Annotated in this window: 21 protein-coding genes, 1 tRNA gene and 1 pseudogene; 18 read left to right on the forward strand and 5 right to left on the reverse strand. The window is 43.9% G+C overall.

All coding sequences use genetic code 11. The features are described from left to right. Nucleotides 1-22: 22 nt before the first annotated feature. The 10 genes from hscA (at nt 23) to ACSLBF_RS02855 (ending at nt 9642) form a co-directional block, all read left to right on the forward strand. Entirely contained in the window at nt 23-1885 is a 1863-nt protein-coding gene (gene hscA, locus ACSLBF_RS02810; protein ID WP_440055106.1) for a Fe-S protein assembly chaperone HscA, read from the forward strand. 1 nt (nt 1886) lies between these two features. After that, nucleotides 1887-2225: an ISC system 2Fe-2S type ferredoxin gene (gene fdx, locus ACSLBF_RS02815; protein ID WP_440055107.1), complete on the forward strand. Its 339-nt coding sequence runs from the start codon at nt 1887-1889 to the stop codon at nt 2223-2225. Nucleotides 2226-2317: 92 nt separating this feature from the next. Next, entirely contained in the window at nt 2318-3763 is a 1446-nt protein-coding gene (locus ACSLBF_RS02820; protein WP_440055108.1) for an NAD-dependent succinate-semialdehyde dehydrogenase, read from the forward strand. Nucleotides 3764-3874: 111 nt separating this feature from the next. Beyond that, nucleotides 3875-4759, forward strand: a complete 885-nt coding sequence (locus ACSLBF_RS02825) for a nucleotidyltransferase family protein (RefSeq protein ID WP_440055109.1) — start codon at nt 3875-3877, stop codon at nt 4757-4759. A 43-nt stretch (nt 4760-4802) separates the two neighbouring features. Continuing rightward, nucleotides 4803-5876, forward strand: a complete 1074-nt coding sequence (locus ACSLBF_RS02830; protein WP_440055110.1) for a phosphotransferase enzyme family protein — start codon at nt 4803-4805, stop codon at nt 5874-5876. A gap of 112 nt (nt 5877-5988) precedes the next feature. Then, entirely contained in the window at nt 5989-7362 is a 1374-nt protein-coding gene (locus ACSLBF_RS02835; protein ID WP_440055111.1) for a Gfo/Idh/MocA family protein, read from the forward strand. Between the two features lie 54 nt (nt 7363-7416). After that, nucleotides 7417-7902, forward strand: coding sequence for a nuclear transport factor 2 family protein (locus ACSLBF_RS02840; protein ID WP_440055112.1), 486 nt, complete (start codon nt 7417-7419; stop codon nt 7900-7902). A gap of 63 nt (nt 7903-7965) precedes the next feature. Then, complete coding sequence (locus ACSLBF_RS02845) at nt 7966-8223, forward strand: hypothetical protein (RefSeq protein WP_440055113.1); 258 nt, start codon at nt 7966-7968, stop codon at nt 8221-8223. Then, the gene (pnuC, locus tag ACSLBF_RS02850; RefSeq protein WP_440055114.1) at nt 8223-8843 is read left to right on the forward strand and encodes a nicotinamide riboside transporter PnuC; all 621 of its coding nucleotides are present in this window, start codon (nt 8223-8225) and stop codon (nt 8841-8843) included. Before ACSLBF_RS02845 ends, pnuC begins: the two co-directional genes overlap by 1 nt. Next, nucleotides 8830-9642: a phosphotransferase gene (locus ACSLBF_RS02855; RefSeq protein WP_440055115.1), complete on the forward strand. Its 813-nt coding sequence runs from the start codon at nt 8830-8832 to the stop codon at nt 9640-9642. The genes pnuC and ACSLBF_RS02855 overlap by 14 nt, the downstream gene beginning before the upstream one ends. Here ACSLBF_RS02855 and ACSLBF_RS02860 read toward each other — a convergent pair. Next, entirely contained in the window at nt 9616-9798 is a 183-nt protein-coding gene (locus ACSLBF_RS02860) for a helix-turn-helix domain-containing protein (RefSeq protein ID WP_440055116.1), read from the reverse strand. The two genes, ACSLBF_RS02855 and ACSLBF_RS02860, sit on opposite strands and share 27 nt — an antisense overlap. Nucleotides 9799-10043: 245 nt before the next feature. Between ACSLBF_RS02860 and ACSLBF_RS02865 the strand changes: the two genes are divergently transcribed. Beyond that, nucleotides 10044-10118: transfer RNA gene (locus ACSLBF_RS02865), tRNA-Arg, on the forward strand. Between the two features lie 58 nt (nt 10119-10176). Here the strand turns inward: ACSLBF_RS02865 and ACSLBF_RS02870 are convergent. Further along, entirely contained in the window at nt 10177-11481 is a 1305-nt protein-coding gene (locus ACSLBF_RS02870) for a M64 family metallopeptidase (RefSeq protein ID WP_440055117.1), read from the reverse strand. Between the two features lie 319 nt (nt 11482-11800). Here ACSLBF_RS02870 and ACSLBF_RS02875 point away from each other — a divergent pair, with 319 nt between their 5' ends. Genes ACSLBF_RS02875 through ACSLBF_RS02890 form a run of 4 tightly spaced genes read left to right on the forward strand, consistent with a single transcriptional unit; the run spans nt 11801 to nt 17341 of the window. Then, on the forward strand, nt 11801-14650 hold the full coding sequence (locus tag ACSLBF_RS02875; protein WP_440055118.1) for a TonB-dependent receptor plug domain-containing protein: 2850 nt from the start codon (nt 11801-11803) through the stop codon (nt 14648-14650). Nucleotides 14651-14695: 45 nt separating this feature from the next. After that, nucleotides 14696-15769, forward strand: coding sequence for a sensor histidine kinase (locus ACSLBF_RS02880; protein WP_440055119.1), 1074 nt, complete (start codon nt 14696-14698; stop codon nt 15767-15769). Further along, nucleotides 15762-16496, forward strand: a complete 735-nt coding sequence (locus ACSLBF_RS02885) for a LytR/AlgR family response regulator transcription factor (protein ID WP_440055120.1) — start codon at nt 15762-15764, stop codon at nt 16494-16496. Before ACSLBF_RS02880 ends, ACSLBF_RS02885 begins: the two co-directional genes overlap by 8 nt. Nucleotides 16497-16507: 11 nt before the next feature. Beyond that, nucleotides 16508-17341, forward strand: coding sequence for a putative zinc-binding metallopeptidase (locus tag ACSLBF_RS02890; RefSeq protein WP_440055121.1), 834 nt, complete (start codon nt 16508-16510; stop codon nt 17339-17341). Nucleotides 17342-17395: 54 nt separating this feature from the next. Here ACSLBF_RS02890 and ACSLBF_RS02895 read toward each other — a convergent pair whose 3' ends face one another. After that, nucleotides 17396-18358, reverse strand: a complete 963-nt coding sequence (locus ACSLBF_RS02895; RefSeq protein WP_440055122.1) for a zinc transporter ZntB — start codon at nt 18356-18358, stop codon at nt 17396-17398. Nucleotides 18359-18583: 225 nt separating this feature from the next. Here ACSLBF_RS02895 and ACSLBF_RS02900 point away from each other — a divergent pair, with 225 nt between their 5' ends. Genes ACSLBF_RS02900 through ACSLBF_RS02910 form a run of 3 tightly spaced genes read left to right on the forward strand, consistent with a single transcriptional unit; the run spans nt 18584 to nt 20932 of the window. Continuing rightward, a complete protein-coding gene (locus ACSLBF_RS02900; protein ID WP_440055123.1) occupies nt 18584-19015 on the forward strand; it encodes an ATP-dependent zinc protease family protein in 432 nt (143 codons plus the stop codon). Then, nucleotides 19012-19917, forward strand: coding sequence for a 30S ribosomal protein S6--L-glutamate ligase (gene rimK, locus ACSLBF_RS02905; protein WP_440055124.1), 906 nt, complete (start codon nt 19012-19014; stop codon nt 19915-19917). Before ACSLBF_RS02900 ends, rimK begins: the two co-directional genes overlap by 4 nt. After that, nucleotides 19904-20932 (forward strand): succinylglutamate desuccinylase/aspartoacylase family protein, encoded by a 1029-nt coding sequence (locus ACSLBF_RS02910; protein WP_440055125.1) that lies wholly within the window; start codon nt 19904-19906, stop codon nt 20930-20932. The genes rimK and ACSLBF_RS02910 overlap by 14 nt, the downstream gene beginning before the upstream one ends. Here ACSLBF_RS02910 and ACSLBF_RS02915 read toward each other — a convergent pair. Beyond that, nucleotides 20922-21485: a mechanosensitive ion channel domain-containing protein gene (locus ACSLBF_RS02915; RefSeq protein WP_440055126.1), complete on the reverse strand. Its 564-nt coding sequence runs from the start codon at nt 21483-21485 to the stop codon at nt 20922-20924. The genes ACSLBF_RS02910 and ACSLBF_RS02915 overlap by 11 nt on opposite strands. A 50-nt stretch (nt 21486-21535) precedes the next feature. After that, nucleotides 21536-23240 (reverse strand): annotated as a pseudogene (locus tag ACSLBF_RS02920) (BamA/TamA family outer membrane protein). Nucleotides 23241-23357: the final 117 nt, after the last annotated feature.

Below are 23357 nucleotides of genomic sequence, written 5' to 3' on the forward strand. Positions count from 1 at the left end.
AACGTTAAAGTGAAAGAGCATTATGGCATTATTGCAGATTGCTGAGCCGGGGCAGAGCGCGGCACCACACGAACATAAACTCGCAGTTGGTATTGACCTAGGTACCACCAATTCTCTAGTAGCCACGGTACAAAGTGGTGAAGCCAAAACGCTGGTCGACCTAAGTGGAAAACCTATGTTGCCATCCGTTATTAGATACTTACAAGATGGTGTGGTGGTTGGTGAGCAAGCACAAGCAGCTTCAGCTGAAGATCCAACCAATACGCTGATCTCAGTAAAGCGTTTTTTAGGTAAGACTCAGGCGGAAATTGAAAGCAGCTACGGTCAATTGCCTTATCAGTTTGTTGAGCACCATGGCGCATTAGCAATCGAAACTTGCATAGGTGCGGTTAGCCCGGTACAGGCGTCAGCAGAAATCCTAAAAACGTTGCATCAACGCGCAGTAGAAAGCTTTGCTGGTGAAGACGTGATGGGAGCGGTGATCACCGTTCCTGCCTACTTTGATGATGCACAGCGCCAAAGTACTAAAGATGCTGCTGAGCTTGCTGGTTTGAAAGTATTGCGCTTGTTAAACGAGCCTACGGCTGCAGCTGTGGCCTATGGCTTGGACTCAGGTCAAGAAGGCGTAATCGCGGTTTATGACTTAGGCGGTGGTACGTTTGATATTTCGATTCTGCGTTTGAACCAAGGTGTATTTGAAGTGCTTTCTACTGGTGGGGATTCTGCGCTGGGTGGCGATGACTTTGATTCGTTACTTGTGGAATATTTTAAAGCACAAACTGGTGCATCGAACCTCAATGCTAACCAGTTGCGACTGTTCATCAACAAAGCTCGCGCCTGTAAAGAAGCATTATCTAGCTATGCCACAGTAAATGTGGAACTGACACTTGCCGAAGAAAAACACGTAGTGACGGTAACCCGCGAGCAATTTGCTGAAATGGCAGAACCTTTGGTAAAGAAAACCCTGCGTTCTTGCCGCCGTGCATTAAAAGATGCTGGCGTAACACAAGAGGAAGTACTGCAAGTCGTGATGGTGGGTGGCTCGACCCGTATGCCAGTCGTGCGCGAGCAAGTCGGGGAGTTTTTTGCCAAAGAGCCTTTGACTTCTATCGACCCTGATCGTGTTGTAGCGCTCGGTGCTGCTATTCAAGCGGATATTTTGGTGGGCAATAAGCCTGATTCTGACATGCTGTTGTTGGATGTATTACCATTATCCTTGGGATTGGAAACCATGGGTGGCTTGGTTGAGAAAATCATCCCACGTAATACCACCATTCCAGTTGCCCGCGCACAAGAGTTTACGACCTTTAAAGATGGCCAAACAGCCATGTCGTTACATGTACTGCAAGGTGAGCGAGAATTAGTTGATGACTGCCGTAGTCTGGCTAAATTTAGCTTAAAAGGTATTCCACCAATGGCTGCCGGTGCGGCGCATATTCGGGTGACTTTCAAAGTCGATGCGGATGGTCTACTGAGCGTATCAGCAATGGAGAAATCCACGGGTGTCCAAGCTGAAATTCAAGTAAAACCGTCTTTTGGTTTGAGCGATGAGCAAGTTGCTGAGATGCTAAAATCTTCAATGAGTCACGCTAAAGAAGATATGCAAGCACGTATGCTAAAAGAGCAACAGGTAGAAGCGTTACGCGTTTTAGAAGCGCTTGAAGCTTCCTTGGCAACCGATGCCCAGTTATTAGACGAGCAAGAGCTTGCGACGCTTCGCAGTGCGATGGATAACTTGGCAATGGCGCGTGAGCAAGCAAATGAGCCAGAAGAGATCAAAAAAATGATCGAAGCGGTCGATCAAGCAAGTAGTGAGTTTGCGTCACGACGCATGGATCAATCAATTAAAAAAGCACTGCAAGGGCAGTCGGTAGACGAGGTATAACATGCCACAGATTATCTTTTTACCTAATGAAGAATTATGCCCAGAAGGGGCAGCATTAGAAGCCAAGTCTGGCGAAACGGTACTGGATGTTGCATTAAAAAATGGTATTAGTATTCCACATGCGTGTGAAAAGTCTTGTGCATGTACCACTTGTCATATCATCGTTCGCGAAGGGTTTGACTCACTTGAAGAAAGTGATGAGCTGGAAGATGATATGTTAGATAAAGCATGGGGATTGGAAGCCGAATCTCGGTTAGGCTGTCAGGCCAGAATTGCCGATGAAGATTTGGTTGTTGAAATACCTAAGTACAACCTTAATATAGTTAACGAAGAGCATTAATCAGTTTACAGCTCTGCATGCATTGCTATATTGACAAGTAGAAAATCATTAAGCCGTAGTTATCACTGCGGCTTTTTTTGTTTGGAGGCTTTATGACAACGCTAATTCATCACCCTGAATATTCACTTGTTGGTGGTAAACCTTACCAAAATGAGCAACTGGTAGAAGTGGATAACCCCGCGACCGAAGAAACGATAAATACGGTTACCGAAGCGGATTTAGCTGCGGCGGATCAGGCTATTGAACATGCTAAGCAAGCGCTACAGACGCTGCGATCAGAAAGTGCGCATCAACGCGGTAAGACGTTAATGCAGTGGCACAGCTTGATAATGAAAAACCGGGATGAATTGGCTGAATTGATGACTGAAGAACAAGGGAAGCCGTTAAAAGAAGCGCTTGCTGAAGTAGATTATGCCGCAGGTTTTGTGCAGTGGTACGCAGAAGAAGCAAAAAGAAGTTACGGTCAGATCATTCCATCGCATTCTTCTCAACATCAACTGAGTACCATTAAGCAAGGCGTGGGAATTGTTGTTGGGATCACCCCTTGGAATTTTCCTTTGGCGATGATCACGCGCAAAGTCGCACCCGCTTATGCCGCTGGGTGCAGCTTTATATTAAAACCCTCAGAGAAGACGCCATTATCGGCACTTGCTTTGGCAAAACTCGCACTATTGGCGGGAATGCCGGATGGAGCTTTGCAGGTATTAGTTACCAACCAATCAGATAAACTAGTCAGTCATTTATTACGCGCTAAAGAAGTCCGAAAGTTAACTTTTACCGGTTCGACAAAAGTTGGCAGATTGCTGCTTGAACAAAGCGCAGCCACCATTAAACGAACATCAATGGAGTTGGGGGGAAATGCACCGTTTATCGTGTTTGAATCTGCCGATTTGGATGCCGCATTAGAGGGGCTGATGGCGGCTAAGTTTCGCAATGCTGGACAAACTTGCGTTGCGGCTAACCGAGTATTAGTCCATACCAGTATTCGCGAGCAGTTTATAAAGCGACTGTTAGAAAAAGTGACGTCTCTGCAAGTCGGCAATGGTTTCAGTGAGTCGGTTGATATTGGTCCATTAATATCTCGTGAAGCCAAACGAAAGGCTGAGCAGCTGGTCTTAGACGCGGTTGCAGGCGGGGCGGAGCTACTAACTCAGAGTGTATCGCAATCGGGGCGCTTTATGGGTCCTGTGGTGCTGGATAATGTCTCGTCTGAAATGGAGATTGCCAAGCAAGAAATTTTTGCCCCTGTAGTGGCAATCATGACGTTTAACACGCAAGAACAAGCGCTAGAAATAGCCAATGGGGTTCAAGAAGGGCTGGCTGCGTATTTTTATTCTACAGACAGCGAACAGATCAGAGTTGTGAGTGAAGCACTTGAATACGGCATGATTGGGATCAACGAGGGAATGATCTCAAACCCAGTCGCACCATTTGGTGGTATCAAGTGTTCCGGCCTTGGCAGAGAGGGGGCTCAGGAAGGGTTATTGGAATACCAAGAAGTAAAATACCTATGCCAAAAGTTTAAAAGCAGTGTGTAAATAGTCTAGTAAACTCAGACTAAATGATTATTTGAACCAGCACTTTACTTTTCTTTAACCGTAAAGCTCTGTACACTTTGCCGTCTGTTCGATTTTTATCATTATTCAGTTATGTTTACAGGTACAACCCCGAGATTAATTATACTGGCGGGTGGTCTAGGGAGCCGTTTCGGTGGTGACAAACAAGTTGCGCTGCTTCCAGGGATCGGCAAAACGATCATGGAATTGAGTATTCTTGATGCCTATCAAGCAGGCGTTACTGAAGTGGTACTGATTATTAATGCCACGGTTCGCTCGTTGGTTGAGCAAGCCATTTTGCCGAGGCTACCAAAGGCTATTAAAGTGTATCTTGTTGAGCAATCAGTGAGCCTAGTACCAGAAGAATTTGCGCACTTAACCAAAACAAGAACTAAGCCTTGGGGCACTGGACATGCGCTGCTTTGCGCCAAACACTATTTAGATCAACCCGCGATAGTGATTACTGCAGATGATTACTATGGCCCTCGGAGTTTTACGCAACTGGTTGAACACTTTTTACAATATCAGCAAATGGCTATGGTAGCGTATCCCATCATAAACACACTGTCCTCTCAAGGTGGGGTCAATCGAGGCATCTGTAATGTTGTCGACAATCAGCTACAAGCTGTTGAAGAGTTTCTGAATATCAGTCAACAGCAAGGTAAAGTAAGTGGCCAAAATCCACTAGGAGAGAGGGTAGTGCTTGATGAGCATGCCCTCAGTTCGATGACCTGTTGGGGTGTTAATCAAAGCTTGATTAATCAGCTGGAACAAGGGTTTAAAGAATTTCTATTGGATTATGACAACGATGTCAAAAAAGAGTATTATCTCCCGAATTGTATACAAGCTTGTATAGATAGTGGCCAACAGCAAGTAAGGGTGTATCAAGCCCAAGACACTTGGTTTGGCGTAACGTATAAAAATGAACTCAATACCGTTGCTGACAATATACTGCGCGCGCGAGCTGCGTTGAGTTAACTATTGGCACACAATCGCAGGACAAGTTTTTTTTGAGGTAAATATGGAACATAACGAAGTCGCTCGCCAACTTGCGCAGCACTACGGATTGATGCCAGAGCAAGCATCGATGAAGGCCATTGGTAATGGCCATATTAACACGACTATGCTGCTGAAAGATAAAAATAAAATGCTGGTCGTACAAAAACTCAATACACGCGTTTTTCCTAAACCAGAGCAGCTAGTGGACAATGCCAGAGCGATAGAAGCGCATTTGCTTGATAAACTGCGAGTCGGTGAATATGAACTTGAGCTTATTCAGCATCAGCAAGCGGAAAATGGGCGTTACCTGCTGAACCTCGATGGAGAGTTTTGGCGAGGTTTGGCGTTTATTGGCAACAGCTACAGTGAAGATGTTGTCGCCAATGAGCACCAAGCATATACCGCGGCTAACGCCTTTGGCGCATTCGCTAATGCGCTTAACGACTTTGATGCCTCGAAACTACATCATGTGATCCCGAATTTTCATAATCTTGCCATGCGTATCGATGCATTTAATCAGGTTGTTGCTGAAGACAAACATGGGCGAGTGAAGAACTGTGAAGCGCTCATTGCGTTTTGTCAGCTGCAGTTTTCTCTGGTTGCGGAGTTGGCCAAGGTAGAAAAGCGATTACCAGTTAGAGCATGTCACAACGACACCAAAATCAACAATATGCTTTTCTGTACTAAAAACAATATCGCTCGTGCTGTTATCGATCTTGATACCTGTATGCCTGGTTACTGGCTTTATGATTTTGGTGATATGGTAAGAACCTTTTGCTCACCTGAAGCAGAAGATTCAACCAACCTTGAAAATGTGCAGGTGCGAGAAGAAATCTTTTCTGCACTTGCAAAAGGCTATATTGAACCGCTCAGAGGAGTCCTTTGTGAGGCAGAACGAGAAAGCTTTTTGTTAGGTGCCAAAGTCATGCCCTTTATGATAGGTTTGCGCTTTTTAACCGATTACTTGGATGGTGACAACTATTTCGCCATACATAGGCCTGCGCACAACTTGCAAAGAGCACAAAACCAGTTTGCTCTATATCGGAGCGTCCTTGATAAAGCGGATGTACTGTCCGCGATTATTCGTTCAGTCTAATCCATTTTTTAAAAAGCGCTTCGGCGCTTTTTTTGGGACTTTGTCGCATCAAATTGAAGCCTATTTGTTAAATGCGGTAGCTTTTGAATAGAAGTATCTTCGAGGAACAATAATGAAAAAAATAAATCGTCGTGATTTTCTAAAAGCTGCCAGTGCAGCAGCTGCGGCAAGTGTGGTTGCAGGTTGTGCCAGCTCAGGTGAAAACGCATTGGTGCCATCTCGCAAAGGTCAATCGGTGATAGGTCTCGTTGCTCCCAAAATGGATGTCGTGAGAGTGGGTTTTATTGGCGTCGGTCAGCGTGGTTTTGGTCATGTAAAGCGAATGAGCCATATTGAAGGAACAGAGATTGTTGCGATATGCGATACTCACGAAGAAGTGCTGGCACGTTCTGCTAATTACTTGACGACAGAGCGAGGGATGCCAAAGTCGGCCCTGTATGGTAATTCAGAATATGCATATAGGGAGCTATTAAACCGCGATGACATTGATATCGTAATCATTTCAACGCCTTGGAAATGGCATGCACCAATGGCTATTGATACCATGAACAGCGGCAAACATGCTTTTGTTGAAGTGCCATTGGCATTAACCGTTGATGAAATGTGGCAAATCGTTGATACCGCCGAGCGGACGCAAAAAAACTGCATGATGATGGAAAACGTCAACTATGGTCGTGATGAGTTAATGGTGCTGAATATGGTCCGCCAAGGTGTGTTTGGTGAGCTACTGCATGGGGAAGCAGCCTATATTCATGAGTTGCGTTGGCAAATGAAAGAAATCGAGCACAAAACGGGCTCTTGGCGAACTCACTGGCATACCAAGCGAGATGGTAATTTATATCCTACTCATGGATTAGGTCCGGTATCACAATATATGAACATAAACCGCGGCGATCGTTTTGATTACCTCACCTCGATGAGTTCTCCTGCACTTGGTAGAGCCGCTTATGCACAACGAGAGTTTGCTGCTGATCACCAGCGCAACCAGCTAAACTACATCAGTGGTGATATGAATACCACTTTGATTAAAACGGTGAAAGGTCGCAGTATCATGGTACAACACGATACGACTACGCCAAGACCCTACTCTCGCCACAATCTAATTCAAGGAACTAACGGTGTTTTTGCCGGTTTCCCGAATCGCATCGCTTTGGAGCAAGGTGGTAGCAAAAGCTTCCATGAGTGGGATTACGATATGCAAAATTGGTATCAAAAGTATGATCATCCGCTGTGGCTAAAGATGGGAGAAGAAGCCCAGCGTAATGGTGGGCATGGCGGCATGGACTTTTTGATGTTCTGGCGCATGATTTATTGTTTGCGTAACGGCGAACCGCTCGATCAAGATGTTTATGACGGTGCTGCGTGGTCTGTGATTTCACCTCTGTCGGCACAATCAGTTGCGAATAGAAGTGAATCTATCACCGTGCCTGATTTTACGCGAGGAGCATGGAAAACGGCAACACCGTTAGGAATTGTATCGGTATAAAGCGATAAAGAGAGTAGTTTTTTTGACTACTCTCTAACAACTTGGGAATTAAAGATGAAGCTTGGCTTTAGCTTATTGTGTTTACTCTTTCTTAATGCCTGTATCAGCCAAACTACACCCTCAGTTACTTGGCAAACCACAGCACAGCGATATTTTGCTATCTATGCAGAGCGCCAAGACTTTTCTACATTTATGCAATTTTATGCCAAGGATGTGCAATTTGAAGATATGGTTTATGGTCACCGAGCATCAGGTATCGAAGCGCTAGCGAAATTTTTCGACTGGTCAGCGGGAAACTTTGTGGTAGTGGGTAAGGGACCTGCATTGCACATTGTCGAATTGTTATACGACGAAGAAAGTCACACTGCGGTTGCACGAGGTGTGTTTAGGGAATTTGAGTTTAAAGGAAGAAAAATGGGTCCTTGGCGATTTACAACCGTGCTAAAGTTTAATGAACACGGTAAAATTACCTATCAACAAGACTGGATAAATTACACCCCAAAAAAAGACTTTATGACAGGTCAGAATTTAAATCGTTGAATACCAGGTTTACGGTTTTGAAAATGGGGGGCCAGCATTAATCGCTTCAATTTAGGAGTCATCATGAAGTTGTCTGTAGAAATCAGCAAGTATCCACTACATCAAGACTATATACCTTTCATAAAAGATTTTATTGCAAGAGTAAATCAATACCCTGAGCTAAAAGTGATCACGAATACCATGTCGACCCAATTGTTTGGTGACTATGAGTTAGTGATGTCTGTGTTAAACGATGAAATGAAGCGTTCATTTGAAGCGTTTGGCAAAATCATTTTTGTCTGTAAATTTATATCTGGTGATTTATCACCAAGTGATAGCTAATGACTTGGTTGTCTGAAGTACTCGCGGGGTTTACCGCGATGTCTTACTGGGAATATCTCGCTGTGTTTTTAGCGGTGGGTTATCTTTTACTAGCTATTAGAGAAAATAGCTGGTGTTGGCCACTGGCATTTTTTAGTACCTTTATCTATACCATTCTTTACTGGAATGGTGCTTTGGTCATGGAGTCTGCGCTGAATCTTTACTACATGATTATGGCATTTGTAGGTTGGTGGATGTGGCGTCAAGGAAACAAAAACGAACCCAGTAAAATCGTCTCTTGGTCGGTGAGCCAGCATTTAAAGATAATAGGCCTGACTTCTTTCGCTGCCGTTGCTTTTGGTTATTTTACGAAAAACTATATGTCTGCCGATCTGGCCTATTTGGACAGTTTTACAACTTGTTTTGCTATTGTGAGCACCTATTTAGTAGCGAAGAAAGTGCTAGAAAACTGGCTTTATTGGATAATCATTGACGCCGCTTCTATTCACCTTTACTACCTCAAAGGTTATTACCCGACCATGGTCTTGTTTGTTTTTTATACCTTAATGGCATGTTGGGGATTTAAAACTTGGTATGAGGAATATGAGTCGAAGCAAGGAAAATTGATTGCAGAGCTCTGAAAAACAAAAAGTTGCCCGCCAAGCTCAGGCAATACTGGGATTACACATTGATGGTGTCCAGTCGCTTGAAAAAGGCCTAAGCAACCAAAACTATTTACTCCGCTGCGCGGATCGGCGTTATGTTTTTAAACGTTACCCCCGGACGTTACCTAAGAGCTCTCTTTTAGCGCAAGACAGCCTAGCTAAATTTGGCATTACCTCACATTTGCTAGGCTATGATGTTGATAAACAAGTCGCTATTTTTGATTACGTTCCAGCGGACGATAACCCACCCAATGAAATTACCGATCAGCTGTTGTCGCGACTGCTGCTCATCCACCAATTTGATAGTCACCATACGACTTTGCTAGATTGGCGCACGCCGCTGTTATCAGCTTGTGCACGCACCAAAGGACATATGTGGGCTGAGCAGCTTATTGATAAACTATCATCGCTTCCAGCTGACTTGGCTTTTTGTCACAACGACTTGGTTTTAGATAACTTATTACTAAGTGACAGCGGTGTGCAGTTTATCGATTTTGAGTATGCGTGCTTGAATGATCTTTACTTTGATCTTGCTGCTTTAGTGATTAGCTTTGAACTAGACCTCAGCGCTGGTGAGCGATTGTTGACGCGATATTACAGGTTAAAGTGCAAACAACTGCCTGAGCATGCGTTAGCCAAGCTAGCAAGCTTTTGCTGTGTCTATTTGATATTGTCAATCGCGTGGTATGAACAGCAAGGTGCAAAGCAAAAAGCTGCACCTTTATATCCATGGTTGGAACGATGGCGATTAAATGCCGCCCAATCGTTGTGCTAGTTCCTTATACTTTTCAACATCAGCTTTATCAAAAATAGGTTCGCCATTGGCATCTTGCTCTTTTGCAACCAACAAGTTTTCTCGTGCTAATCTTCTAACTCTTTCTACTTTTACTTCAAGAAATTCAGCAACTTGTTCTGTTGTCATTGGTGTCATATTACAAATCCTCGATGATATATCAAACTGGTACCGCTTGAATGCGACTGGGGGAGCTGAGCGCTGTTTCTAGTTTACCGCTTCACCTGCGTTTACCCATCAGTACAAATTATTATTTTCAATGATAGTTGAATAACGTGTTTTTTGCTCAAAGTACAGTTTTTTTTAAAAAATAGACTGTTTATTAAGCATATAGATGCCTTAGTCTAGTATTTGACAAAATATCGCATTATTATGTGCTCGACGCTCTCGTGGTGAAATGGATATCACGTGGCCCTCCGGAGGCCAAGTTCTAGGTTCGATCCCTAGCGAGAGCGCCATACTTAGCCTACCTCATTCGCTTTTCAACCATTCACTAGATTTGAACACCGCCACTTTTTACTGTGAGCTTGGCTTGTTTGAGCTGTTATGTGCTTCTATCACTTCTTTAATTGCTTGATTGCAGACAGGACAAAACCGATTATGCTCGTCGTTTCTCCACATAATGCAATTTAATGCCGGGCGATAGAACTGCGTGCTGTAATTTGCACCTTTAAAAGCGCCTACTGCGTTGGGATGTTTGGCTTGTTTTTGCCAGGTATTATCATGAGGCTCTGTTAAGTACTCATTGAGTGGCCAAGGAGTCGGAATAGGCGTATTTGGGGTGACTAAGTGCGCCCATTTCAGCTTGTTATCCAGTAGCGCGGTAATATTCGGTTCATGGGGCTCTATGATAGACTCGGATGGGGCGTAACCCGATGTGGAGTGAAAATACTCGTCCCCGAGCCCTGCAAGATGATGTCCAAGCTCGTGCACCAGCAAAAATGCCATATTAGGTTCAAAGGCCGGCACGACGGTGTAAGTTCCGAAAATTCCACTGGCACTATATTGCGACGAGTTAGTTAGGATAACAATATTGTCGTGGGGTACTTGCATAGTCAGATTATTCAACCTGAATACTTCCATGGTTAATGCATAGCGTGGCATACCCAAAGCATTCGGCTGAACGCTCAGAGCGGTGTCGCCTCCCAGTTTATTGTCCTTCGAAGCGGTAAAGAGCGCGCGAACGTTGATGCTTTGCTTTAATTGCGTAAACGGTGCGAAAGAAAACAACCGAAGCATTGCATGCTGGGCGGCATTGAAAAAAGCATCTTGATCACCAAGCTTAAATCCCTCAGCAATGAAAAGTAGGTCTAAGTTGCTGTCGGCTGGACCAGAAATATGCAAATCACGAATGATCTGTTTTTGTGAATCAACCGCAGCGGTTAGCTTTTGGTCTGCATTTATATCCATTTTCCATATCGGCACAAAGGGTTGTCCAGATACATCGCGCTTTCTTTTAGAAATTACGAGCTGGCTATTTTGATGAGGCGCCGGAAATTTCACTGATTCTTGAAATGAGCGGCGATGTTGCAAAGTTTCATTACTACGTTGCCAGTCACTAAATAACGAACTGTAAGTTTTGGAAAACCATGGCTCGGATTGCTCTGAAGCAAAGAGCTCAACACGATAATCGCCTCTCTCTAAATGGTCTATGAGTGGAGCACTCCAAGGTAATGGCTCTGCAATTAATTGTTGCACGATAAAAGTCTCTGTATTGCCATTGCCACCAGAATGCAGCAGATCAAGTCGCCATGTGGACATTGGAATTGCACTGGCTACCCCAGTGAATAGCAAAAAATATAAGCCAATAATTTTGAACATGTTTTTTATCTCAGCTAAAACCGAGAAAGTAGGTTGCTCGGAACATGAGGGCAATATCGATTGTAATCAGAAGGAGAAAATAGGCTATGAGTCGGTGTTTATCGGGTATAAAAAACACCGCTGACTTGTGCGCTGCATTTCTTGGCTAACTGACACCATTGTGGCTTATGACGCAATAGTGGCTATTCGAAACACAGAAACCACCATTCGTGTCCTTGAGGGTATATATCCGTAAGCAAATGTAATCTTGTTATTACTTCGATTTGGTGAGTGTGTCTGGCAAAAGTCAGATTTAGCAGGTGTCTAAGGAAATGTAAGTATGAGTTTATCTAATAATTATAACGTTAAAATAGCAGCTCAGTATAGCCTGTTGACGCTGGCAATACTGGGGGGAACTCCAGTGTTTGGGCAGCAACAAAGTCAATCAAGCGATAAAGAAGCGGAAGAAAAGTACAGCGAAATCGAAATTATTGATGTAACAGGCAGTCGAATACGAAGGGCAACGCTTGAAACCCATACGCCAGTCGTGAGCTTAGATTCTGATTACATCGAGAAAACGGCTGCAGTAGACATTAGTCAGTTGCTGAACGAGTTGCCGAGTATGACACCCGCGGGGGGTGTACAAACCAGTAATTTTAATGGTTATGCCGGGTTGAGTCGACAAAACTTACGAGGGCTTGGGTCGACCAGAACCTTGGTGTTAGTTAATGGTAGGCGTCATGTCCCGTCGGTACCAGGAACCAGTGAAGTCGACATTTCATCAATACCTACCGCTTTAATTGAGCGTGTTGATGTAATGACTGGCGGCGCTTCATCGGTTTATGGTGCAGATGCTGTCTCTGGGGTTGTTAATGTCATTCTCAAAGAGCGCTTCATCGGAACTGAAATGGCAGCTAGCCTGAGTGAAACAGGTGAACAAGATGGTGGTCGCAGCTATTTCTCTTTGACACATGGCGAGGAAGTCTTATCAGGTAAAGGGGCTGTCAGTTTTCATTTAAGCTATCAGTCTTCCGATGCAGTAGAAGCGCGTGACCGTGACTATGTTGCTAATGATTTAACCTATATCGACAACCCCAATGATACTGGTCCCAGTCGTATTACCGCTAACCGCTCGCCGCTGTATGCCACCAATAATCGCGTTTTTTTGATTGCTCAGCATCCCTATTCGATGACGCCTGATGGTGAGTTGTTATCTATGCTTTCACCATCGGAGCAGGTTTTTGGTGAAAGTACGACGCAACTTGCTGCACTGACTGTCGATACCAGCAATGATAACTTTTATACCCGTTATCATTGGGGGCGCTTAGCGGTTCCAATTGATAAACTGAACAGCCAGTTAAATTTTAACTATGCGTTTAATAATGACCTGTCGCTCAACGCTGAGCTTAAGTATGTAAAGACACAATCTCAAAGTCGCACAGGCCCCGTTGCTGAGTATGGCCTGACGCCTTTACCCACAAATTATGCGTATTACACCGCTGAACAGCAGCAAGAAGTCGATAGTTTAGGGCAAGGGTTATTATTTGCAGGCTATTTTCCAGAGTTGGGCAGGCAAGGGAGTGATTATGATTATGACTTATATCAAGGCATAGTTGCTTTGGAGGGGGTCACACAGTCGAACTATCGCTGGCAAATCAGTGTTCAGCATGGTCAGACTCAGGTGAGTACGACAAAAGTAAATGACTATTCACAAGAAAACTGGGAAAAAGCGGTCTGGGGCAGTTATTTTGATCCCGATACAGACGAGCAACGCTTTTGCGTTAGTGATTGCGTGAGTGTCAATGTATTTCAGCCCTTGCAACAAGACGCTTTAGACTATCTGAAAATAGCACCTCATCGAAGTCGAGCAAAATTGACACAAAGTGTATTTGCAGCCAGTGTAGATGGCGAACTTTTCGAACTTGCTGCGGGAGACGTTGGTTTTGCGGTAGGTTTTGAACACCGTCGTGAAAAAAGCGTTTCTACTCCTTCGGACGTTGAACTAGAGGGATTAGGCGCGTTTAACTATAGGGCCAAGCCACTCGAAGGTAAGTATCATGTCAGCGAAGCTTTTGTGGAATTGCGAGTGCCGTTACTGAGTGAGTTAGCGCTAACCAAATCGCTGGATTTCAATACAGCGTGGCGCTCCGCTAAATACAGTACTGCCGGAACAACTCATAGTTGGTCTGCTGGGCTCGATTGGTTGGTGCTGGACAACCTCAAATTTAGGGCGTCTCGCGCGAAAGCAGCAAGAGCGCCGAACATTAACGAAATTTACCAAAGCGAAAGTGAGCAATGGAATTATGTTTATGAGGTGTGCTACTCCGCATACCGTCAACTTGGGTCGGAATTTCGCGAGCAAAATTGTAATGAACGAGGCCTAGAAAACCCACAAAATTACTTCAATAACGCACTGATCGTGACGTCTGGAAATACCAACCTTAAAGCCGAACGCGCTTATACCTTCACAGGAGGAGCGGTTTACTCACCAAGCTGGGCTACTGGGTTAAATTTAACCGTGGATTATTGGGATATAAATCTCGTAGATAAAATAGGTACGTTGGATTGGTCGCAAATTTATCCTAATTGTATGGACAGTGCGTCGTTAGATAATTTGTTCTGTGAGCTAGTAGAGTATAAAGAAGGTTATACCCAACTCAATGTTTCTTATCTAAACCTTGCTCAGCATACCACGCGAGGTATTGATTACGCTTTGGATTACCAATTGGAGTTACCTTCGGTTGGGGTAGATTTAGCACTACGCAGTAATTGGAGCCGATTAATACAGCGGCAGTTAAAATCAGATCCCAGTGCACCACTACAAGACACTGTCGGTGAGATGGCTTTTCCTAAATGGCGAGGAAGAACCACGTTAACGGCGTCTGTCTCTGATTTTAGCTTTACGCTTACAGGTCATTATATTGGCTCTCAAGCGGCCAATGTCGCTGGTGAACCTGAAGATTACTCGGTTTATGAGACAGGACGTATTTGGTACCTAGATGCAGGTGTTAGTTATCGTGTGACCCCAAACACCAATGTAAACCTATTTGTCTCAAATTTAAGTGACAGAAATACACCTCAGGTGCCAGGCGCGAATACCGGTGGTGCTAGCTGGGAGATGGGATACAATGCTGGTTTGTTTAATACGCTTGGGCGATATTACAGCTTGAGCGTAAATCACACATTCTGATAAGTACTTGGGTCCGCAACACCGCGGACCTATTAGGGAATAAACATGCTGCTAAACCGTCTGAAAATGAAGCTCTACTTGTTGATAAATACGGTTTCATGGCGCGATATTGTTGTGGTACTTCTGCTCAATACATTAGGTGCTTTGTTAAACGCGCTACATTACTTTGTAATCGATGGTGTTAGCTTTAGCGCGTTTTATGCCAGTATCGTAGAATACGTAAAAGTGTATAACTTGTTGGGGTTCGCTCTGATGTTTGCGTACCTCGCATTATCGCCAGGGCCTGATGCCAAGCTGGGTGTTTTACGCGTACTATCAATAGGTGGCCTCGCGTTTTTGATCAGTCTCCCGTTTAGTTTGTTTATGTTTGGCTGGGGGAGTAATGGAGTGCACCCTTTGCTTGGAGCATCCACGTATTTGTTGGGGAATTTATTGCTGTCTGCTTGGGCAATTTTTGTGATTATTTATATTAAGCGTAGAGAGTCACAAATTAAGTTCTCAACGTTACATCATCAAATAGCTCAGACGACTGAACAGCGAGACAAAGCTGAACTTGAGCTCCATTTATTACAAGCTCAGTTGGAGCCACATTTTTTCTTTAATACATTAGCTAACTTGCATAACTTGATTGATTTAGATGGTGAAAAAGCAAAGTACTTACTTGAAGAGCTTACTGAGTACCTGCGCTCGACCATTCCGCAGTTTAGACAACGATTTATTACCTTAAAAGAAGAATTAGATATTGTTGAACGTTTCTTAACCATTCAACAGATCCGGTTTGGTAAAAAGCTGCGGTTTACTATTCAAAAGTTGGATGGGCCTGACGCCCTGCCTATTTTACCAATGTCAGTGCTCACTCTGGTCGAAAATGCCATAAAGCATGGAGTAGAGAGATCAAGTCAAGGTGGCGTCATTAACATTACAGCAATTGCGGATGGAGGATTGCTAAAAGTGACGGTGTCGGATGATGCGAACATGTTGCGAAAGCTGAACTATGGAACGGGACTAAGCAATTTAAAAGACCGTTTACATAAAGTGTATGGTAATTGCGCTCTATTTGAACTGCAGCGCAAGGATGGTTTGACAATAGCTAAATTGGAATTCCCACAAAATGACTAAAGTGTTGATTGCGGATGATGAGCCGATTTTACGTGAGAGTTTAACGACTAAACTGCTCAAGCATTGGCCTGATGTAGATATCGTAGCAACTTGTGAATCAGGAGAAGAAGCTCTAGAAAAGCTAGTGTCTATGCCTGTAGATGTGGCATTTTTAGATATTCAAATGGGGGAATTGAGTGGTATTGAAGTGGCTTTGAAAGGGCCAGATACATGCCACTATGTATTTATCACGGCTTATGATCAATATGCTGTTTCGGCCTTTGAAACCGGTGCTGTTGATTATCTATTAAAGCCGTTTTCTGATCAGCGTTTAAAAGACTGCATTATCCGAGTTAGCTCAAGGTTATTGACAATACCAAACGATCTTAAAAATGTACTTAGTGGTTTGCAGGTCAGTCACACTCATTACTTGAAACGGCTTAACATTCAGATCGGTACACGAATCTGGTTAATCGATGTACAAGACGTACTCTATTTTCAAGCCTGTGGTCGGTACGTCAAGGTTATCACCAATGAACGTGAGGCGCTGATGAGAATGACACTTCGTGCACTAATAGAGCAGCTCGATCCCGAAACCTTCTGGCAAATTCACCGCAGCATTATTATCAACTTAGATCATCTCGATCACCTTAGTGCTAATGAACCGGAACAGTTACAAGTGCACCTCAAAGGTGTCAATCAAGCGTTGCCAGTCAGTCGCAGTTTTCAACATTTATTCCGCGCATAGGAAGCATGAGTATGAAAGGGTTTTTTATCGTTGTGTTCGTGATCTTGTGTAGCGGTTGTAGCGTTGTTAATCGGCCCGAAAAAACGCTTTCTTTGCTACCTACTGAGCAGCAGCGCACTGGGGTTCTGTTTACTACCAGTGCAGAGCGGTTGAATGTTGCACCATGGGACATTCGCTATCAACTGGTAGGAGTCAAGCAGCAGGTGCATTTGGCGACATACTTGAAATTGTTCGAGGAAGAGATCAGCAAATTACCAAAGGCTGTCTTAGAGCTCGCTGGTTTAGAAACCGTTGCGTTTGTGTTAGCACTACAAATTGGGACCCAACCACGTGCGGCAGTGCCTGATTATATTCATGAAGTGTTGTATTACGACATTATGGCGATAGGTGATGATTATCGCCGTCATGTTATCCATCACGAGTTTTATCATATGCTCGAACAGCAAGTGTATGGCAGCGCCTATTTTCGCGATCCTAATTGGTTGGATATAAACCCACAAGGTTTTGAATATGGTGCTGGTGGCCAATTTGCTAGAAATGCTGAGGTAGCCGTTTTTAATAATCCCGCCCCCGGGTTTATCAATCAATATGCAATGAGTGGTGTGGAAGAAGATAAAGCAGAGATTTGGGCGGTGATTTGGTCTAAAGCGAGTTGGGACAAAGTACTGCCTATCGTTAAACAAGATCCCTTAGTGCGAGAAAAAGTGACATTACTGATTGCTCAGTTGCAATGTATGTTGCCCGAGCTGGAGTTGACATGGCCAGACTATGTCACTCCTTACCTACCCAAAGCCAATGCGTGCAATCGAGTAAAAAACGCTGAAGCTAAACCTATCACTGCTTAGCTTCATAGAGTGCAATTGTTTTTTTGAGGGCAATTTAGTCAACACAATCAGGTATTAAACCCAGCCTTTACGTTTGAAGTAAATCGTAATTCCTATAGTGAGTGCGAGTAATAATATTACAAAAATAGTAAAGGCGCCTGGGTACTCAGTGCCAGGTATGCCGCCAATATTTACGCCGAGTAAACCGGTTAAAAATCCCAACGGCAGAAATAGCGCAGCAACAACAGACATCACATACATACGTTGGTTGAGTTGTTCATTAAGTTGGTTGGTAATGCCATGTTGAATTACCTGAGCACGTTCAATGGCCGCTTCTAGTTCCTCAAGATAACGACTTAGCGCATTGTTTGCCTCGTCAATCAAATGTACATCCTCTTCACTAAGCCAACTGAGTTTGTGTGCCAGTAATTCGGTTATTGCCAATTTTTGTGGCTTTAAGTAACGTTTTAAACCGATAGTTTGACGTCTGGTGGAAGAAAGCTGTTGATAGTTAGGTAATTGTTCATTGCTTTCTAACATGTCCTCGTACTCATCAAGCTGTTCTTCAAGTTGCCAAACAATATCTTGCATCCGAGCGCTGAGGCGGGAGATTAATGTGGTCAGTAAGTTTCCGATATTGGTGGGGCCTTGGCCTTGCTTTATAGTTTGGGCTATATCTTGTGCCGACATAACGTGACGCTTCCGGCAAGTGATCAGTAAGTGTTTATTGACGAAGCAGCGGAGGGAAACCATGTCTTCAGGACTTTGCTGTGGATTCAAGTTAACACCACGCAGAAACACCAGTAGCCCGTTTTCTGCCGCGACGGTTCTAGGGCGGGTTTCATCGGCAGTGAGGGCTTGCCACTCCCAAGGCTCTAAATACGCTTGTTTACTCAGCCACTCAATGGCTTCATCCGAGCTATAGTCAAAATGTAACCAAAGCATTTTTTTACCAATAGACTGATCTATTTCGCTGTGCTTTTCTAACCAGGTCCCGCCACCTGTACCATCTAAAGCTATTGCATGTAGTAGTCCCATCTCTTTGCATTCCTAAACACCAATATTGAACCTCAAGCGTGACATAAAAAATGAAGTTTTCAACTCTAATTCAGAGTCTTAACGATAAGTTTAGTTGCTTAGTTTGCAGTTAGTTATTACTCTTTGTGTAATGAAAAAAAGACATTATCTTTAAGATAAATATTTTTCGTTGTTCAACATAGACAAAGCCGCGTATAAGTCCCAGCGCATTTTAATGAGGGAAGTATGATAACAGTAGGATGGCGAGAATGGTTGTCTTTACCTGAACTTGGTATTGATAACATAAAGGCTAAGGTTGATACCGGAGCACGTACTTCGTGTTTGCACGCTTTTAAAGTGGAAACATTTGAAAAGGACAATGTGCCTTGGGTACGTTTTTGGCTTCACCCTAAACAAGACGACGTAGAATACGAAATATGTTGTGAAGCCAAGATCAAAGATGAACGTACGGTGACAGACTCCGGTGGTCACAAAGAGCAACGCTACGTTATTGAAAGTAAGCTATGTTTAGCTGGTGAAAGTTGGCCCATTGAACTCACCTTAAGTAATCGAGACACCATGAAATTTAGAATGTTGCTAGGAAGAACAGCGATGCGAGGCCGAATCATCGTTGACCCTGAGCAATCATATTTAGCAAAAAAAACGGATAAACCATGAAAATAGGCATTCTCTCAAGGAACAAATCATTATATTCAACCAGACGTTTGATAGAAGCGGCACAACAGCGCGGTCATGAAGTCGCTGTTTTAGATGCACTACGTTGTTATATGAATATCAACAGCCAAGAGCCTGAGATTCACTTTAAGGGTGAGCAGCTCAATGATTTTGAAGCTATTATCCCACGGATCGGCGCTTCAGTGACCTTCTATGGCTGTGCGGTGTTACGTCAATTTGAGATGATGGGTGTATACCCTTTGAATGAATCGGTGGCGATCACCCGCTCAAGAGATAAACTCAGATCATTGCAATTGCTCTCTCGCAAGGGCGTAGGTATGCCAATTACCGGCTTTGCAAGTAAACCTGATGACGTAAAAGATCTACTAGAAATGGTAGGTGGTGCTCCTGTGGTGATCAAACTGCTGGAAGGCACGCAAGGTATCGGTGTGGTGTTAGCGGAAACTCGTAAAGCAGCCGAAAGTGTTATCGAAGCGTTTATGGGCTTAAAAGCCAACATTATGGTGCAAGAATATATAAAAGAAGCGGGTGGCGCTGATATTCGTTGTTTTGTTATCGGTGATAAAGTGATTGCTGCGATGAAACGTCAAGCACAAGAAGGGGAATTCCGTTCTAACTTGCATCGCGGTGGTTCTGCTACCTTAGTAAAAATAACACCAGAAGAACGTAAAACGGCGATTGCTGCAGCTAAAGCGATGGGGCTAAATGTGGCAGGTGTCGATTTACTTCGCTCCGAGCGTGGACCGTTGGTGATGGAAGTAAATTCTTCACCGGGCCTTGAAGGGATCGAAAAAGCGACTGGTAAAGACATTGCAGGTATGATCATTGATTTTATCGAAAAGAACGCTGCAGCCAAAAGGACCGCAACGCGTGGCAAAGGTTAAAATTAACCAACCTTTTACCATACTTGATACAAAGGTTGGTGTCGCCGAGCGTAAAACGGTAGAGCTTGAAGTCGCTAAACTCTATACGCATACACCGTTGACGATTCCTATTGAAGTGGTTAATGGTGCTGAGCCTGGCCCAACTTTGTTAGTCTGTGCGGCAATACACGGCGATGAACTTAACGGTGTTGAAGTGGTGCGTCAGCTGTTAGCGAAAGTTGATGCAGCAACACTACGAGGAACTTTAATCGCAGTGCCAATTGTGAATGTGTTTGGCTTTATTCACAAATCACGTTATTTGCCCGATCGACGAGATTTAAATCGTTGTTTCCCCGGTTCAGAGAGTGGCTCATTGGGCGGCAGAATGGCACATGTGTTTTTCAACCAAGTGGTAAAAAGCTGCACACATGTTATCGATTTACACACAGGCGCAATTCACCGCTCTAATCTGCCACAGATTAGGGGGGATCTGTCTTGTGAAATGACCAAAGAAATGGCTATGGCCTTTGGTACGCCTGTTGCTATTGATGCACGCCTACGTAACGGTTCTTTGCGCAGTGAAGCTGGTGGTTTAGGCATTCCAGTGATCACCTACGAAGCAGGTGAAGCATTACGCTTCGACTCGTTGGCTATCGCTGCAGGTTTGCAGGGGGTCGAAAACGTGATGCGTAAGTTAAAAATGCTCAGAGGTCGCAGAAAGCGCCGCTTGCATGAGGCAGTGACAGCGTCAGCAACCAGTTGGATCAGAACCGATGTCGATGGCATTATTCGGGCTCAGGTGTCATTAGGTGAGCGTGTTACTAAAGGGCAAGTTTTGGCCTATATTGATAGCCCTTTGGGTCAAAGTGAAGAAGCCTTGCTCGCGCCACGAAGTGGCATTGTGATTGGGCAACAAATGTTGCCGTTGGTAAATGAAGGCGACGCCGTATTCCATCTTGCTTATTTTGCTCAGGCCAACAGCAAAGTTGAGCAACAACTAGAAACCTTTATTGATGATATTGGCCCTATTTCTTAGGGCCTAGTTGACGCCGTGGTGCTGGTGGCGTTTTTGGCTTCATGGGCTCTTGACTGAGCACCATAACTGGGCGAGTAACAAACAAGTTGTTTGGATATATCACTTTATGGCCGTCAACATGGCGCAACACGACATTCATTAAGCCCATTTCAACGATACAGCCTTCGACGAAATTAGCACCATCAACAATACGTACCCAATTTCCTACTCGGCAATCATTCTGAATAAACATCAACAAAAATGAAGTGAGGTTGGAAAGCAATGACCATCCAGCGAATAGCGCCACGCCAAGCATTGCAAACAAAGATGAGCCAAGTACTAACAAACCCTTCAGCTCAATTCCCCAGAATACCAGTAACAGACACATAAACACAAAAGCAACGATAAAGCGGATTAACAGCGTTGCTCTTTGCTTACGGTGAGAGTCGATTTTTCCTCTTGTAACGCGTTCTAATAGACGACGGCTTGCTGAGAGAGTAAGAGGAAAAAGTATCAGTAGCAGTAAAGTACTCACCAAGTGGTACTGCTCGGCGGCAAAGTTTATGATGTCCAATGTAATGCCCTTAGTTCTTTTCGCGCTTTATAGCATGTTACTAAAGAAGATTAAAAGCGGTTTTTTACGGTAAAAAGCCATTGGATTGAGTCTACATCATCGGGTCTATTTATTGGAACAGCAACATCAAGATGGAGCATCAAATCAGAGTTTGCACGACTTGGCGCTAGTCTTAGACCCAGACCAACATTATGTAGATATGGCTCTCGTTGCTGAGGAGTAATATGTGAGTCATAGGCTTTACCCAAGTCGTAAAATGCTGCCCCTCCAACTTTGAATAATCGCCACAGATCATACTCCCAGTAATAACGTTTTTCTAAATTGAGCAAAACACGTTTGCTTCCTTGTTGATAATGAATTGGGTAGCCGCGTAAGCCCGATTCGCCACCAAGTGTAATTTGTTTATCTAAACTTAAGTTTTTGCCATAGGTGTAGGTAAGATTAAAAAACCAAGACTGATAAAGACTGGTGTTCAAGTAATACTGGAACTGACTGGTTGCTATTAAATTCTCAACTTGGTTATTGTCATGATTCCAGTAACCATCGACGTCTACTGCCAACCGCCAAAGACTACTATCTGAGGTGTAGTGGGCGGTACTGGCGCTAAGTGCATAAACTGATCGAGAGTCATCGTTACTGAGCGAGTGCGGTGAATAACCGAGTAACATATCGATATTCCACCCAAGGTTGAGGTCTTCTGTGCGATAAATAGAATCAAAGTTGCGAACTTTTATATAGGCATCTTCAAACCACTGAGCCTGTATATAGGGATAGGTAAGCGCGCGCGTTGGGTAATGGCAGAGCAGTTCCCAGCGTTTCATAAAACTGCTGTTTTTCCTCTCTATAACCAAACAGTAGCCTTCGAGTCCAGTTTTGCTCTAAGGTTTTAGAAAGCCCAAAGTAGATTTGGCTAACCGTCGTGTTTTGCTGATATTCTGAGACTTTCTCACCCGCGTTATAGCTTGATTCAATACGCTTGTCTGACAACAAGGTGGTGCCATAGCTATAAGGCGTATCGGTAGCAAAAAACGGATAACTTAAAGATAAATAATGACGCTCACCATCGTCGTTATCAGAGTACTCAAGCCGACCCCGATAGCGTGACGATAAAATATTGGGATCTTCATAAACAAATAAATAGCCTGAGCGTTCAACTTCTTTGGTATGGGTCAGAGATAGACGTTTGCCATAACCAAATAAGTTACTTTCTCTGAAGCCTATTCTTGTGGAGTTTTCACCTCCGCTACGGCTAAAGCTGAGTTCAGGCATTAGGGTCCAGAGATCTCTGGTGATAACCGTTACTTCAATATTGCCATCGCAGGCTTCTTCGGCGTATATCCTGGCATCATAGAGATAAAATTGGCTTCTGAGTAAACGCTCAGACTCTATTAGCTTTTTTGTCTGGTATACGTCACCCTCAGCAAATAGCAGTACGTTCTCGATTACTTCTGGTTTAGTGGTTAGATGCGCTCGGTTAGCAAAACGGAAAAGGGCGTTGTTTTCTTCTGGTTTATCAGTATCAAATACATTGAGCTGCTTCAAAGTTACCTTGCTTATCCGCATGCCTGCGTGCTGTGTGGGGTAGGTTACCGCTGTATCTAGTTGTCTTGATAAGGCGTGATCTTGTTCTGAAGATAGACGGTTATTTCCACAGCTTTCTAAGTCTTCAAACTTCTGGATGTTTTGAGCTTGTACAACAGGATGCCACGCAATAAGCCAAACTCCTGCGGTTGCAGCCAGTTGTTTATAGACCATTCACCACTCCCAAAAAGTAAACCTTTTCTCTATTATGGTTCACTTTTTGACTATCCGCCTGTCCAAGTTGTAAGTCAAGTAATTCTTTCTTTTACAATGAGTTACAAATAAAGGGGG

This window comes from Pseudoalteromonas sp. T1lg65, assembly GCF_051930985.1.
Taxonomy (GTDB): domain Bacteria; phylum Pseudomonadota; class Gammaproteobacteria; order Enterobacterales; family Alteromonadaceae; genus Pseudoalteromonas.